We start from the raw sequence: 14,107 nt of genomic DNA on the forward strand, positions 1-14,107 counted from the left end.
GGGCCCGCGCGGGGCCCGCCGCCAGCGGTATTTACAGCATAATCCCGCCAAAGATAAAGCCCAGGATCACGCACAGCGTGATAGCGATAACGCCAGGGATCAGGAAGGCGTGGTTAAAGACGTATTTGCCGATGCGCGTCGAGCCGGTGTCGTCCATCTCCACCGCCGCCAGCAGGGTCGGATAGGTTGGCAGGACGAACAGTGCCGAGACGGCGGCAAACGAGGCGATCGCCGTCAGCGGGCTGACGCCGAGCAGCAGCGCGGCGGGCATCAGCGCCTTGGTGGTGGCTGCCTGTGAGTAGAGCAGCGTGGCGGCGAAGAACAGCACCACCGCCAGCAGCCATGGGTAATTGTGCAGCAGGTCGCCGGCCACGGCCTGGATATCGCTGATGTGCGCTTTAACGAAGGTATCGCCCAGCCAGGCGACGCCGAGGACGCAGACGCAGGCGCTCATCCCGGATTTAAAGGTGCTGGCGTTGAGCACTTCGCCAGTGTCGATTTTGCAGGTGATGCTAATCAGGGTGGCGATGGTCAGCATAAACACCACGATCGCTTCGTTACGCGGCAGCACCGGGTTCTTAATCAGGCCGACGGTATCGCTGATGGCCGTGGCGTAGAACATCACCGCCACGATGCCGATCAAAAACAGGAGGACAGAGCGTTTGGCGTGCGGCTTCAGCTCAAACACCTGGCTGCCGCGCAGTCTAACTTCCCCCTTGGCCAGCCGCTCCTGGTAAATGGGATCGTCTTTCAGTTCGCAGCCGAGGAAGTTGCAAACAATCGCGGTGAGCATTACCGCCAGCAGGGTGACCGGAATACAGATGGCCAGCAGCGTCAGGTAGCTAACGCCCAGCGGCTCAAGGATCCCGGCAAAGAACACCACCGCCGCGGAGATAGGCGAGGCGGTGATCGCTATCTGAGAGGCCACGACCGCAATCGACAGCGGACGAGATGGGCGAATGCCTTGCTCTTTGGCCACTTCGGTGATCACCGGCAGCGTGGAGAAGGCGGTATGGCCGGTGCCGGCGAGTACGGTCATAAACCAGGTCACCAGCGGGGCAAGGAAGGTAATGTACTTCGGGTGGCGGCGCAGCATCCGTTCGGCGAGGCTGACCAGGTAATCCATCCCGCCGGCGACCTGCATGGCGGCGATAGCGGCGATGACCGCCATGATGATTTCAATAACGTCGAAGGGGATCGCACCCGGTTTGATTTGAAAAATAAGCGTCAGGACAAGGACGCCAAGGCCACCGGCAAAGCCGATACCAATGCCGCCGAGCCTGGCGCCGAGATAAATCGCCAGCAGGACAATAACCAGTTCTGCACCAAACATATATGCCTTCCTTGTTTTTTAACAAGTTGATATTGGATTGTTGTATTTTAGTAAAACTAAAAAGCAAAAAAGGCATGTCATCGCTGACATGCCTTTCAATGACTAACCGGAAAGATTACTGTTCGCTTTCATCGGTATAACGCTTCGCTTTATAAGCAGGATGCATCAGGTTTTGCGCGGAGAAAATATCATCCAGCTCCGCCGCCGTCAGCAGCCCACGCTCCAGCACCACTTCCCGCACGCTCTTGCCGGTTTCGGCGCAGATCTTGCCGACGATATCGCCATTGTGGTGGCCGATAAACGGGTTGAGGTAGGTGACGATGCCGATTGAGTTGTAGACGTAGCCTTCACATACCGCTTTATTGGCGGTGATGCCGTTAACGCATTTCTCCAGCAGGTTGTAGCAGGCGTTGGTCAGGATATGTATGGATTCGAACATCGCCTGGCCGATCACCGGCTCCATCACGTTCAGCTGCAGCTGCCCAGCTTCGGAGGCCATGGTCACCGTGGTGTCGTTGCCGATGACTTTAAAGCAGACCTGGTTGACCACCTCCGGCACTACCGGGTTAACCTTCGCCGGCATAATAGAGGAACCCGCCTGCAGCTCCGGCAGGTTGATTTCGTTGAGGCCTGCGCGTGGACCGGAAGAGAGCAGGCGCAGGTCGTTACAGATCTTGGACAGTTTCACCGCCAGGCGTTTCAGCGAACTGTGAACCATAACGTACGCCCCGCAGTCCGAGGTGGCTTCAATCAGATCTTCCGCCGGAACGACCGGTAAGTTGCTCACTTCCGCCAGCTTCTGCACCGCCAGCTGTTGATAGCCGTCCGGGGTGTTGAGGCGTGTACCGATGGCGGTGGCGCCGAGGTTCACCTCCAGCAGCAGCTCCGCAGTGCGCAGAATACTTTTGGTCTCTTCATTAAGCAGCACATTGAAGGCATGGAACTCCTGGCCGAGGGTCATCGGCACCGCGTCCTGCAGCTGGGTGCGGCCCATTTTGAGAATGTCCTGGAACTCCACGGCTTTCGCCTGGAAGCCTTCGCCCAGCTGTTTAATCGCATCGATTAACTTCAGGATGGAGGCATACACCGCGATGCGGAATCCGGTCGGGTAGGCATCGTTGGTGGACTGGCATTTGTTGACGTGATCGTTTGGGTTCAGGTACTGGTATTCGCCTTTCTGATGGCCCATCAGCTCGAGGCCGATGTTCGCCAGGACTTCGTTGGTGTTCATGTTTACGGAGGTGCCGGCCCCGCCCTGGAAGACATCGACCGGGAACTGGTCCATGCATTTGCCGTTATTGAGGACTTCGTCACAGGCGGCGATTATCGCATTTGCCGCGCTTTTGGGAATGGTCTGCAGCTCCTTGTTCGCCAGCGCGGCGGCTTTCTTCACCATCACCATGCCGCGCACGAATTCTGGTATGTCGCTGATTTTGCTGTTGCTAATGTAGAAGTTTTCAATCGCTCGCAGAGTATGAACGCCGTAGTAAGCGTCCGCGGGAACTTCCCTGGTGCCCAACAGATCTTCTTCGATACGAATGTTGTTTAACATGTGAACCTTCTTTTCAAGCTGCCAATGAATTCACCAAATACACAGAATATCCAGGATTCAGTATATTTTCTGGCCGACGATTATTTCCTTAACCGGCCTGGTGCCCAAGATCATATGCTGATGATAGCGAATATCAGTAAGCTTGATCACTTATTACATCGCGGGTGTGAGAAGATTTATTAATCTGTGAAATGGGTCACCGCTTTCCTATTGCTGGAAAAAATAAGCATTTCCGCTGATTGAAAAGCCGCGCAGCATCCCCATCTTAGTGGGATGCGATCAGCAAATTGATGATTACGGGGGCTGAGCTCAGCGCCCGTTAGATGAAGGAGACGCCGGTGCGTTGGATTCCGTTTATTGCCTTTTTTCTTTACGTTTACATTGAGATATCGATCTTTATTCAGGTCGCGCACGTGCTGGGCGTCTTTATGACCCTAATCCTGGTGATCTTTAGCTCGGTGGTAGGGATGTCGCTGGTGCGTAACCAGGGCTTCAAAAATTTCCTGCTGATGCAGCAGAAGATGGCCGCAGGCGAGAGCCCGGCGGCGGAGATGATCAAGAGCGTTTCACTGATTATTGCCGGTCTGCTGCTGTTGCTCCCGGGGTTCTTTACCGACTTCCTTGGCCTGCTGCTATTGCTGCCGCCAGTGCAGAAGCACCTGACGATGAAGCTGATGCCGCATCTGCGCTTCAGCCGGATGCCGGGCGGCGGCTTTAGCGCCGGTACTGGCGGCGGTGAGACCTTCGAAGGGGAATTCCAGCGTAAGGATCAACAGCGCGACCGTCTGGACCATAAGGACGATCCCCGCGATTAATACACGCCCGGCCCGGTCAGCAGATGCGACCGGGCCGCTTTCTTTCCAGGCCTACACGCTTCCCGTCGCCAGCTTGCGCCTGGGTAAAAACAGCCACAGCCCCGCCAGCATCACCAGCGCGTACAGGCTTTTCCAGCCGACCATCGCCAGCAGCAGCAGACAGAGAATGCTGCCCACCACCGCCAATAGCCGATAGCGCCCGCGCAGCAAACGACAGCCGGCCAGCATGCACAGCAGGTAGATCATGATGAAAATGCCGTTGGCATAGACGATCAGCGCGTCCAGATTGATATCGAGCAAATAGATACACAGGGTGCTGACCACGCAGGAGCCCAGCACGGCGTTGAGGGCATTGCGCGGGATCTGCCGTGGCGACAGCCGTGCGAGGTAGCTTTCGGGCTTATGCTGCGCCTGCGACCAGACCAGGCGGGCGAAGCTTTGAATATAGATGTTGAGGCTGGCGAAACAGGCGAGATAGCCGATGACGCAGGCCACCCACAGCGCTTCGACACCGAACAGACGGACCACGATGTTCGGTAGCGACGCGGCCGCCGCCATCTCCTCGCCAAAGGCGTGGAAGTGCAGCACCAGCACGGTACAGGCCCAGTAGACCGAACCGGCAAGCAGCAGGCCTATCATCAGCGCCCTGGGGAAGTCACGCTCGGGATGTTTAAACTCCGAGGCCAGGTGAGCAAAAGCTTCCAGACCGACAAAGCACCAGAACATGACCGATAGCGCGGAGAAGAGCTGACCATGGTCGATCTCCGTCAGGGCGGGGAAGGGGATCTGCGCCGGGCTTATCCCGCCACGCCACCAGACGGCGACGATCAGCGCCACAATCAGCACGGCAACCAGCGTCTGCAGGTTGGCGCTGGAGCTGGCGCCACGCGAACCGATCCACCAGACGATGGCCAGGGTGCCCAGCTCCGCCAACAGTAGCTGCGCATCATGCCAGCCGAACAGCGCCTGGCCGAAGCCGGTGGCGATGTGCAGCGCGGCGGGGAGTCCGACCGGGATAACGGATAAAAACAGCCAGCCGGTGACGCTGGCCAGACGTGGGCCAAATGCCATATCGACAAAGTGGGCCACGCCGCCCGCGCTGGGAAAATGGCGGCCCAGCAGGGCAAAGACGATGGCAATCGGGAAAACAAGGAGAATGAGCAGCGGCCATGCCCACAGACTGTTATCGCCAGCGACCAGCGCCGCCAGCGCCGGGACGGCGAAGACGCCGGTACCTAGCAATGAGGTGGAAAGTAATCCGACTCCCTGTCCCAGTCCCAACTCCTGTTTTAAACCACTCATGATTCCATCCTGCGCCAGTGAAAAAAAAGAGAGTATCACAATCGCTTTTCCTTATGACGCATTGGCCGATAGCGCTGCTTTTTGCGCGCTAGCGCAAAGGTAAAAATTTTTTTTGATTTTGCCCTTGAAGCGGGAAATGGCCACCCCCATCTCTCTCTGCACTAGCCGGTAAACCGCGTTCGGCCCGGCGTCACCCATAACTGATAATGACTTTCTCGAAGGAGAGCTATCAATGAGTATTCGTCCGTTACATGATCGTGTGATCGTCAAACGTAAAGAAGTTGAAACCAAATCTGCAGGCGGCATCGTTCTGACCGGTTCTGCGGCAGCTAAATCAACTCGTGGCGAAATCATCGCTGTCGGTAAAGGCCGCATTCTGGAAAACGGAACTGTGCAGCCGCTGGACGTTAAAGTTGGTGACATCGTGATTTTCAACGATGGCTACGGCGTGAAGTCTGAGAAGATCGACAACGAAGAAGTGCTGATCATGTCCGAAAGCGACATCCTGGCAATTGTTGAAGCGTAATTCGCACGACCCTGAACGAATTTGAGGAATAAAAGAAATGGCAGCAAAAGACGTAAAATTCGGTAACGACGCTCGTGTAAAAATGCTGCGCGGCGTAAACGTACTGGCAGATGCAGTTAAAGTGACCCTGGGCCCGAAAGGCCGTAACGTGGTTCTGGACAAATCCTTCGGCGCGCCGACCATCACTAAAGATGGCGTTTCCGTTGCTCGTGAAATCGAACTGGAAGACAAGTTCGAAAACATGGGTGCGCAGATGGTGAAAGAAGTTGCCTCTAAAGCGAACGACGCGGCAGGCGACGGTACCACCACCGCAACCGTGCTGGCTCAGGCTATCGTGAACGAAGGCCTGAAAGCTGTTGCAGCAGGCATGAACCCGATGGATCTGAAACGTGGTATCGACAAAGCTGTCATTGCCGCCGTTGAAGAACTGAAAGCGCTGTCCGTACCGTGCTCTGACTCTAAAGCGATTGCTCAGGTTGGTACCATCTCCGCTAACTCCGACGAAACCGTCGGTAAACTGATCGCGGAAGCGATGGATAAAGTCGGTAAAGAAGGCGTGATCACCGTTGAAGACGGTACCGGTCTGGAAGACGAACTGGACGTAGTTGAAGGTATGCAGTTCGACCGCGGCTACCTGTCTCCGTACTTCATCAACAAGCCGGACACCGGTGCCGTTGAGCTGGAAAGCCCGTTCATCCTGCTGGCTGATAAAAAAATCTCCAACATCCGCGAAATGCTGCCGGTTCTGGAAGCCGTAGCGAAAGCGGGCAAACCGCTGGTTATCATCGCTGAAGACGTTGAAGGCGAAGCGCTGGCGACCCTGGTGGTTAACACCATGCGCGGCATCGTTAAAGTGGCTGCGGTGAAAGCACCGGGCTTCGGCGACCGTCGTAAAGCCATGCTGCAGGATATCGCTACCCTGACTGGCGGTACCGTTATCTCTGAAGAGATCGGTATGGAGCTGGAAAAAGCGACTCTGGAAGATCTGGGCCAGGCGAAACGCGTGGTTATCAACAAAGACACCACCACCATCATCGATGGCGTTGGCGAAGAGTCTGCAATCCAGGGCCGTGTAGCTCAGATCCGTAAGCAGATCGAAGAAGCGACCTCCGATTACGACCGTGAAAAACTGCAGGAACGTGTCGCTAAACTGGCTGGCGGCGTGGCAGTAATCAAAGTCGGTGCGGCTACCGAAGTTGAAATGAAAGAGAAAAAAGCACGCGTCGACGACGCCCTGCACGCAACCCGTGCTGCGGTTGAAGAAGGCGTGGTGGCTGGCGGCGGCGTAGCGCTGGTTCGCGTTGCGGCGAAACTCGCTGGCCTGACCGGTCAGAACGAAGATCAGAACGTCGGTATCAAAGTTGCGCTGCGCGCAATGGAAGCGCCGCTGCGTCAGATCGTGTCCAACGCCGGTGAAGAGCCGTCTGTTGTTGCTAACAACGTGAAAGCTGGCGACGGTAACTACGGTTACAACGCAGCAACTGAAGAATACGGCAACATGATCGACTTCGGTATCCTGGACCCAACCAAAGTGACCCGTTCTGCTCTGCAGTACGCGGCATCCGTGGCTGGTCTGATGATCACCACCGAGTGCATGGTGACCGACCTGCCGAAAGGCGACGCGCCTGATTTAGGTGCTGCTGGCGGTATGGGCGGCATGGGCGGTATGGGCGGCATGATGTAATCGTGCGCTCTACGGCATAAAAAAGCAGAAACCCCTGGCCAGCAATGGCTGGGGGTTTTTCTTTTGGCGCGCTTTTTAGTATAAGGCTTATACATAAAAATCATTTAAGCTGCATCAGAGCGGCAAGCACCTCCGTTTCGGGCGTGAACTGACAAGCGCGACCGGGGAGGAAATGAACGCGGCTCATGCCGACGCAGTTTGAAGGATGACAGATTTACATCCGGGCCAGTGCGTCCAGCTCATCGATCATGGGGAATAACATGCAGGTAAAATATTTAGCAGGGATTGTCGGCGCAGCCTTACTGTTGGCAGGTTGCAGTTCCAGCAATGAATTAACCTCTGCCGGCCAGAGTGTGCGCTTCGTGCAGGAGAAGCCGGGCGCAGAGTGTCAGCTGTTAGGGACCGCGACGGGTAAACAGAGCAACTGGCTCTCCGGCCAGAATGGCGATGAGGGTGGTTCTATGCGCGGTGCGGCGAACGCTCTGCGTAACCAGGCGGCAGCGATGGGCGGCAACGTGATTTACGGCGTCAGCAGCCCGACGCAGAATCTGCTGTCGAGCTTTGTACCTACCGACAGCGAAATGAACGGCCAGGTTTATAAGTGCCCGAACTGATGCGTGACGCCTCTCTCTGCGAGCGCGGAGAGAGGCGTGGTGTTATTTAATCCCTAAAGAGACTTTAGTTTCCTGATAGTAGTTTTTCAGGAATTTTAAGCCTTGTTCGGCCGATAACGTCTGTCCATCTTCGGCAGGGAGGTCATGCATAAACGTCCGTTTTATCTGATGCTTATCGTTATATCCGCGAAATTTAGGTATAAGGTGCATTATACGTAATGCAACATTTTGAATTTGCTGAACGTTAGCGTTGAGGTAGGTCTTGACGATACATCCGCATAGTAGTTTCTCACCATCATCGGTGTGGTAGCTAAACAGAATGGCGACATGATTGGGAAATAACGCCTTTCGCCATTCATCATGAGAATAGTGTTGATAATTCATGGTCGCGCTTTCATCAAGTTCGCAGTCGTAGAGCATAATAAAATCAAGGGTTCCGCTGAAATGAAGAATCGCTTCTTTATCACCGGAGTTTTGTAGTGCCTGAATCATTGCGCGTAATATGATCTCTGCCTGACCATTACTGAAGCGTAAGGTAACAATTTGCTCGCTTTGTAAAGCAGCGATGATGGTAAAGGTTTCACTATCTTTCTTTAAAGCGATTGACATGATGCGCTTTGCAGGATCGGGACATTCGACGTCTTCCTGTTGCATAACTGGTGACTGACTAATAAGAGCCTGGCTTTCCGCGATGAGAACAGTTTTATATTTTTCACCGTCTTTTTGCAGTCGCTCCATTACCGCCATTAGTCTATTCTGCGTAATTAATAAAAAATCACGAATGACCGTATGCTGCATTGTATAACATTCATCAATGCCATCACTATTGCGGACTTTGAGAACAATCGCTAATAAATGTCCTTCATGCATGATAGTTCCGGTATTGATGCCTTTAATGAGGTTATTCATTTTTCTCCTTCCTTGAGATTAACAATTATTTATGAATGTTTTTGCTAGAGAGATCGATGATTCTATCTGCTGAAGCAATTGTTGATGGCCGGTGTGCCACGATAATACGAGTAATACTTAACGATGATATGGACTGATTAATATAAGATTCATTAGCCAAATCCAGGTGACTGGTAGCTTCATCCATAAATAAAATATTTGGCTTACGATAAAGTGCACGAGCGATAAGCAGACGCTGTTTCTGTCCACCAGAGATCCCCAGGCCTAATTCCCCAACCAGGGTTTCGTATCCCATTGGCATCTTCATGATTTCATCATGAATGTTGCTGAGTTTGGCACAATGCATCACAAACTCCATGTCAGGGTTATCTTCAAAACTACAGATATTATCCGCAATTGAGCCAGAAAACAGGCGATCTTCCTGCAATACACAAGCTGTACTCATGCGATAGTTATTTAAACCAATTTTTGAGATATCTAAACCTTCAACAACGACTTCCCCATGAGTGGGGGTCAGAAGACCACACATCACTTTCAAGAGCGTCGTTTTGCCAATACCTGAGGGACCGACCAGCGCAATTGATTCGCCAGGTAGGACATTAATATTAAGATCGCTGAAAATTGGCTTGGTAAACGGATCATATTGATAGCTCAAGTTTTGAACGTTGAGGGCGACACCTCTATTCTCTTCAAATATACGCCTGGCCGGGAGTTCTTTTTCAGGCTCGGTGAAAACGATCTCAGAGAGGCGTTCATTATGTAAAGAGAGCATGCGTAGCTGCATACTTAAGTCCACCAGGCTTGACGCTCGTTGCGAGAACTGGCCACGGAAGGCATTAAATGCCATAAACATCCCAAGCGTCATTTCGTTATCAATAACCATGACTGCCCCTAACCACAGGATAACGACCTGATCTATTGATGTAATTAAGGTGTTTATACCACCGAATAGCATATCGAAGCGTGTTTGTTTAATACCAGCATTACAGGCTTCAATATTGATGTTAAGCCAATGTTCCGAACGCCGCCCTTTAAGATCGAGAGCCTTGATTGTAGAGATGCCATACAATGATTCCATAAAATGTGAGCTGGAACGCGCGCCTTTTACAACCTGCTCTTCCGCCACTCGGCGATAGAACTGGTAAGTCGCCAGACGCATGATGGCGTAACACAGAGTAAACCCGATCACTACCCAGACCAACCATCCGCCATACAGCGTCAGCATGATGATTAAGCCAACAGTCATGATCAGGTCTATCAATCCGGAGATGATGCTGTTAGTAAACGTTGAGCGAATTGTATCTAATGAAGAAAAACGTGATTGAATATCACCCAGATGCCGCTTTTCAAAGAAAGAGAGTGGCAGGCTCATTAAATGATCAAATAGCGTAGTTTTCCATTGAATACTGGTTAAGGTGTTTAATGTTAATGAGGTCCATGCACGTAACATGCTGATGAACGTCCGAAATAACGTAAACATTACTAAACCGATGCAGATGACAGCTAAAAGGCTTTCATCGTGAGCAATAATTACATGGTCGGTTACCAGTTGGGTGCCAATGGGTAATAGCAGGTTGATTGCTTCAACAACAACCGAATAAGCAAAAATTTTAAGCAAAGCATTTTTTAGACCACTGATGTTTTTCATCAGGTCAATGAGGCGTAAGCGACTTTTTGCTTTTTCCTGCTGAAAGTTGTTATCAGGCCATAATTCAAGTGCAACGCCGGTAAAGTGATTTGACATTTCTTTTATGCCTATAACACGTTTACCCATTGCCGGATCGTGAATAATGAAACTATTTTTCTTGCGTTTTACTAGTACTACGTAATGATTTAAATCCCAATGTAAAATACAGGGTAGTTTCAATTGTTGGATTTCATCAAGATCAAGAGAAAGCGCGCGACTTTTGAGTTGCGCTTGTTCGGCCGTTTTGCTAAGTGATAATAGTGTTGCACCTTGCGTTGCGCTACCGAAACGATGACGAAAATTAAATAAATCAATTTCGAGACCATGGTAGCCACATATCATTGCCAGACATGCAATGCCACATTCTGAGCCTTCGGATTGCAATATAATAGGGGCTTTTCGACGTAACGAAAAATTTACGCGAGAAGTAATTTTGTCAAATAATTCGTTAATCATTGATCGGCCCATTTACACTGTGAGAGATTTTATAGAAAGGAGTAAACATCCACATATAAAGTGGTCGCTCTTCCAGGAAGACAGTTGCTTCTGCTTTTAGTCCGTTTGAAAGTGTTAAAACTTTATCGTTATAGCGAAATGAACTGTCTTCTATAGATACTAAGGCCTTATATAAAGTGATATCTTGTTGGTTAGCCGCATTACCAACGTTGTTATACTCTTGTAACTCTTGTCGAGAGGCAGGAACCGTTGAGATAGTCGCTACCTTACCAGGAAATTGTCCAAATTTATCTGAAGGAAAGGCTTCATAACGAATATTTATGGTGTCCCCAACCTTAATATAGGGAATACTATTGTTAGGTAGCCAAAGCATTAGATAATATTCAACATTCCCGATGGGCTTAATCTGTGCAAGGCTGCTGCCACGATCAACCATTTGACCGCTAGTCACTGCTAATGATTCTATTTTTCCGTCGGCAGTTGCTTTAATGATAGCATTGTCGTTTGCGCTAGACTCGACACGCTGATTTTTATAGTCATTGATTTGGTTCTTTTGGCTTGAGATCTGGTTATCAAAATCAGCAGATTTAGTCACCATATCGCTCTTAAGCTGTGTTAACTGCGTCTCCAGTTGCATTTTTTGGCTGGTAAGCGATTGGTAGGAACTCTGCTGTTGAAAATAAAGGTTATGCTGATAATTATACTGATCTTTAGTAATTAGCCCCTTTTTAAGATAGTCATCGTAGCTGGAAAGATTGGTACGCATCTTTTTCAGGCCAGCTTGAGTATTTGCCAACATACGCACGGTTTCATGTAGAGAAGATTCTACGCTGGTGAGCTGGTCATTTAGCGCATCAACAGTTTCTTTTTTGTTTTCGGTAATCTTCTGAATAATTTCTTTTGCATTACTGATTTTTTCATCGATCACCTCTGTCATAGCCAGACTAACGTTACCACTGGTGGTATGTCTGGAGACATCAAGTTCGTAGAGCGGAGTTCCTTTTTTTACAACATCACCGATGTTAACAAATTGCTTAACGACAAAACCCTGTTGCGGAGCAAAAACGTTGATGGAGTGCGGTAACGTGACGACTTCACCATACACATTAATGCGCTGGGTATAGTTAAAAAAAATCAGCATGAATATTAGGACGATTAAAAAGGTACACGCCAGCAGGGTAATTAGCCAGGCAGGCATCCCTGCCAACAGAAGTGCTTTGCCCTTCCAGTGATATTTTTTATATTCGATCGCTTCCTTGCGATAAATATTTTGTGCCATATGTGTCTACTTTTTTAATGGGAGAGAAAAGGCCCGAGGGCGGGCCTTATGAAGGGGGTCATTTATGTTTCCCAGAGTACAGACGTGGCGTTAAAAACCGCATATAACATGTCTTCAGTAATCTGGGAAGCGATATTGAGCCCCCTAAAGACGTCAGTGGTTAAGTCACCAACCAGACCAGCGGCCCAGCTGACGATATAGTATTTTGATTAAATTACCAAAATACTAAAGTACCGTTGAACCCTGCGTACAATACATCTTCGAAAATTTGGCAGACAGTATCGTAACCACCAAAAAGGCCTGCAGTTAGGCCACCGACCAGGCCAGCAATACCGCCGACGATGGCACCACCCAAGGCACCAATCAGACCGAAGCCTAACATACCGCCGGTATTTCCGCCGATGGCGGCGCCTGTTGCCATGCCGCCGAGTGTTCCGCCTACCCCACCGATAATCAGACCTGCACCTGCCTGAAAGAGATTGTTGGCTAGAGAGGTGATCGCACTCTGGGCAGAGCTAAAGTCCCAGATATATCCGGTGCCCCATCCTGGTGTATCAGCAGCACCAGAGACGCAATCCATTTCGACCATTGATAATTCTTTCATTGCGAATTCCTTTGCAATAAGAAAGTTATAAAAATCCTAAATTAGGATCTGCTTGGTTCGGTTTGCTTACCAGAGAACAAACGTACCATTGAAGGCCGCATACAGTACGTCTTCGGCAATTTGAAAAACGGTATCGAAACCGCCGAATAAGCCCGCAGTCAGACCACCGACCAGGCCAGCAATACCACCGACGATGGGACCACCCAAGGCACCAATCAGACCGAATCCGAGATTGCCGCCAGTATTGCCGCCGATGGCGGCGCCTGTTGCCATGCCGCCGAGTGTTCCGCCTACCCCACCGATAATCAGACCTGCACCTGCCTGAAAGAGATTGTTGGCTAGAGAGGTGATCGCACTCTGGGCAGAGCTAAAGTCCCAGATATATCCGGTGCCCCATCCTGGGGTATCAGCAGCACCAGAGACGTAATCCATTTCCATAATAGATAATTCTTTCATTATGATATCCTTCACATAATATTTTTCGATTCGTATGGTAGTTTTAGTATTTGTCTTGTATTACCAGAATACTAAGGTGCCATTAAAGCCAGCATAAAGTACGTCTTCTGCAATTTGCATAACGGTGTCAAAACCACCAAAAAGCCCTGCGGTCAGGCCACCAACCAGGCCAGCAATACCGCCGACAATGGCACCACCTAGAGCACCAATCAGACCGAAGCCTAACATACCGCCGGTATTTCCGCCGATGGCAGCACCTGTCGCCATACCGCCAAGTGTTCCGCCTACGCCACCAACAATCAGGCCTGCTCCAGCCTGAAAGAGGTTGTTGGCAAGGGAGATAATTGCGCTCTGGGTAGAACTAAAGTCCCAGGTATAGCCAGTACCCCACCCTGGGGTATCAGCAGCACCAGAGACATAACCCATTTCCATGATAGATAATTCTTTCATTTATTATTTCCTTTATGAGTTAAATGTAATCTCCGTTTTTCAGAGCCGGAGAAACGCTCCCTATAGCTATAGCTAATATAAATATTATTAGTACAGATATTCGTTTTCTGATGGCAGAGGAATGGACACTATCAGCAAATTATCTGCCATAAAATTCCCGCACAAATTAAGTGGTCCTGTATTCTCATGCAATGTGAATTAATAATTCATATTAAAAATTCATCACAAAACAAAACCCTCAACAATAGATGAGGGTTTTGTTATTACAGTTGCTTATCAATCCTGATCGATGGTTACCGTCATGCCCGTATTTGCCGTTCCTGGGCCGATATTGCCAACAGTGGTTGCAGCCTTATATCTGGCAGTCATTGGTAATGTGAGCTCCTTGTTACTTACGCTTGAACTGGTGTAAGGGCTTTGTTGAATAAATCGAACTTTTG

13 protein-coding genes are annotated in these 14,107 nt (G+C 50.4%); 4 read left to right on the forward strand and 9 right to left on the reverse strand.

Features of this window, described 5'->3' with window-relative positions; genetic code table 11:
• Positions 1-31: 31 nt before the first annotated feature.
• On the reverse strand, positions 32-1,333 hold the full coding sequence (locus HMPREF3096_RS04245) for an anaerobic C4-dicarboxylate transporter (RefSeq protein ID WP_008807221.1): 1,302 nt from the start codon (positions 1,331-1,333) through the stop codon (positions 32-34).
• Between the two features lie 115 nt (positions 1,334-1,448).
• The gene (gene aspA, locus HMPREF3096_RS04250) at positions 1,449-2,885 is read right to left on the reverse strand and encodes an aspartate ammonia-lyase (protein WP_002885424.1); all 1,437 of its coding nucleotides are present in this window, start codon (positions 2,883-2,885) and stop codon (positions 1,449-1,451) included.
• A 338-nt stretch (positions 2,886-3,223) separates the two neighbouring features.
• Here aspA and HMPREF3096_RS04255 point away from each other — a divergent pair, with 338 nt between their 5' ends.
• On the forward strand, positions 3,224-3,700 hold the full coding sequence (locus HMPREF3096_RS04255) for an FxsA family protein (protein WP_022064659.1): 477 nt from the start codon (positions 3,224-3,226) through the stop codon (positions 3,698-3,700).
• 51 nt (positions 3,701-3,751) lie between these two features.
• On the opposite strand, the gene yjeH is transcribed toward HMPREF3096_RS04255, so the two are convergent.
• Positions 3,752-5,002 (reverse strand): L-methionine/branched-chain amino acid transporter, encoded by a 1,251-nt coding sequence (gene yjeH, locus HMPREF3096_RS04260; RefSeq protein WP_012543132.1) that lies wholly within the window; start codon positions 5,000-5,002, stop codon positions 3,752-3,754.
• A gap of 232 nt (positions 5,003-5,234) precedes the next feature.
• Between yjeH and HMPREF3096_RS04265 the strand changes: the two genes are divergently transcribed.
• The 3 genes from HMPREF3096_RS04265 (at position 5,235) to HMPREF3096_RS04275 (ending at position 7,826) form a co-directional block, all read left to right on the forward strand.
• Positions 5,235-5,528: a co-chaperone GroES gene (locus HMPREF3096_RS04265; RefSeq protein WP_003855929.1), complete on the forward strand. Its 294-nt coding sequence runs from the start codon at positions 5,235-5,237 to the stop codon at positions 5,526-5,528.
• A 37-nt stretch (positions 5,529-5,565) separates the two neighbouring features.
• Complete coding sequence (gene groL / locus HMPREF3096_RS04270; protein ID WP_008807218.1) at positions 5,566-7,212, forward strand: chaperonin GroEL; 1,647 nt, start codon at positions 5,566-5,568, stop codon at positions 7,210-7,212.
• A 260-nt stretch (positions 7,213-7,472) separates the two neighbouring features.
• Positions 7,473-7,826, forward strand: coding sequence for a DUF4156 domain-containing protein (locus tag HMPREF3096_RS04275; protein WP_022064658.1), 354 nt, complete (start codon positions 7,473-7,475; stop codon positions 7,824-7,826).
• A 42-nt stretch (positions 7,827-7,868) separates the two neighbouring features.
• Here HMPREF3096_RS04275 and yjeJ read toward each other — a convergent pair whose 3' ends face one another.
• From yjeJ to HMPREF3096_RS04305, 6 genes are all read right to left on the reverse strand, one after another.
• Positions 7,869-8,735 carry a YjeJ family protein gene (yjeJ, locus tag HMPREF3096_RS04280; protein ID WP_032731748.1) on the reverse strand — a complete coding sequence of 289 codons (867 nt, stop codon included), beginning with the start codon at positions 8,733-8,735 and terminating at the stop codon, positions 7,869-7,871.
• A gap of 25 nt (positions 8,736-8,760) precedes the next feature.
• Positions 8,761-10,878, reverse strand: a complete 2,118-nt coding sequence (locus HMPREF3096_RS04285; protein WP_032731750.1) for a peptidase domain-containing ABC transporter — start codon at positions 10,876-10,878, stop codon at positions 8,761-8,763.
• Entirely contained in the window at positions 10,871-12,157 is a 1,287-nt protein-coding gene (locus HMPREF3096_RS04290; protein ID WP_032731752.1) for an HlyD family secretion protein, read from the reverse strand. Before HMPREF3096_RS04290 ends, HMPREF3096_RS04285 begins: the two co-directional genes overlap by 8 nt.
• A gap of 214 nt (positions 12,158-12,371) precedes the next feature.
• Complete coding sequence (locus HMPREF3096_RS04295; RefSeq protein WP_032731754.1) at positions 12,372-12,761, reverse strand: hypothetical protein; 390 nt, start codon at positions 12,759-12,761, stop codon at positions 12,372-12,374.
• 66 nt (positions 12,762-12,827) lie between these two features.
• Positions 12,828-13,217, reverse strand: a complete 390-nt coding sequence (locus tag HMPREF3096_RS04300) for a hypothetical protein (RefSeq protein WP_070544316.1) — start codon at positions 13,215-13,217, stop codon at positions 12,828-12,830.
• 60 nt (positions 13,218-13,277) lie between these two features.
• The gene (locus HMPREF3096_RS04305; RefSeq protein ID WP_032731758.1) at positions 13,278-13,667 is read right to left on the reverse strand and encodes a hypothetical protein; all 390 of its coding nucleotides are present in this window, start codon (positions 13,665-13,667) and stop codon (positions 13,278-13,280) included.
• Positions 13,668-14,107: the final 440 nt, after the last annotated feature.

It is taken from the genome of Klebsiella sp. HMSC25G12, from assembly GCF_001807705.1.
GTDB classification, from domain to species: Bacteria; Pseudomonadota; Gammaproteobacteria; order Enterobacterales; family Enterobacteriaceae; genus Klebsiella; species Klebsiella variicola.

What these genes read in the sequence shown, in the direction of transcription:
- yjeH (WP_012543132.1), bottom strand. Translation starts at nt 5,002, where the DNA reads ATGAGTGGTTTAAAACAGGAGTTGGGACTGGGACAGGGAGTCGGATTA.
- groL (WP_008807218.1), top strand. Translation starts at nt 5,566, where the DNA reads ATGGCAGCAAAAGACGTAAAATTCGGTAACGACGCTCGTGTAAAAATG.
- yjeJ (WP_032731748.1), bottom strand. Translation starts at nt 8,735, where the DNA reads ATGAATAACCTCATTAAAGGCATCAATACCGGAACTATCATGCATGAA.
- HMPREF3096_RS04275 (WP_022064658.1), top strand. Translation starts at nt 7,473, where the DNA reads ATGCAGGTAAAATATTTAGCAGGGATTGTCGGCGCAGCCTTACTGTTG.
- HMPREF3096_RS04245 (WP_008807221.1), bottom strand. Translation starts at nt 1,333, where the DNA reads ATGTTTGGTGCAGAACTGGTTATTGTCCTGCTGGCGATTTATCTCGGC.
- HMPREF3096_RS04295 (WP_032731754.1), bottom strand. Translation starts at nt 12,761, where the DNA reads ATGAAAGAATTATCAATGGTCGAAATGGATTGCGTCTCTGGTGCTGCT.
- HMPREF3096_RS04300 (WP_070544316.1), bottom strand. Translation starts at nt 13,217, where the DNA reads ATGAAAGAATTATCTATTATGGAAATGGATTACGTCTCTGGTGCTGCT.
- aspA (WP_002885424.1), bottom strand. Translation starts at nt 2,885, where the DNA reads ATGTTAAACAACATTCGTATCGAAGAAGATCTGTTGGGCACCAGGGAA.
- HMPREF3096_RS04265 (WP_003855929.1), top strand. Translation starts at nt 5,235, where the DNA reads ATGAGTATTCGTCCGTTACATGATCGTGTGATCGTCAAACGTAAAGAA.
- HMPREF3096_RS04290 (WP_032731752.1), bottom strand. Translation starts at nt 12,157, where the DNA reads ATGGCACAAAATATTTATCGCAAGGAAGCGATCGAATATAAAAAATAT.
- HMPREF3096_RS04305 (WP_032731758.1), bottom strand. Translation starts at nt 13,667, where the DNA reads ATGAAAGAATTATCTATCATGGAAATGGGTTATGTCTCTGGTGCTGCT.
- HMPREF3096_RS04285 (WP_032731750.1), bottom strand. Translation starts at nt 10,878, where the DNA reads ATGATTAACGAATTATTTGACAAAATTACTTCTCGCGTAAATTTTTCG.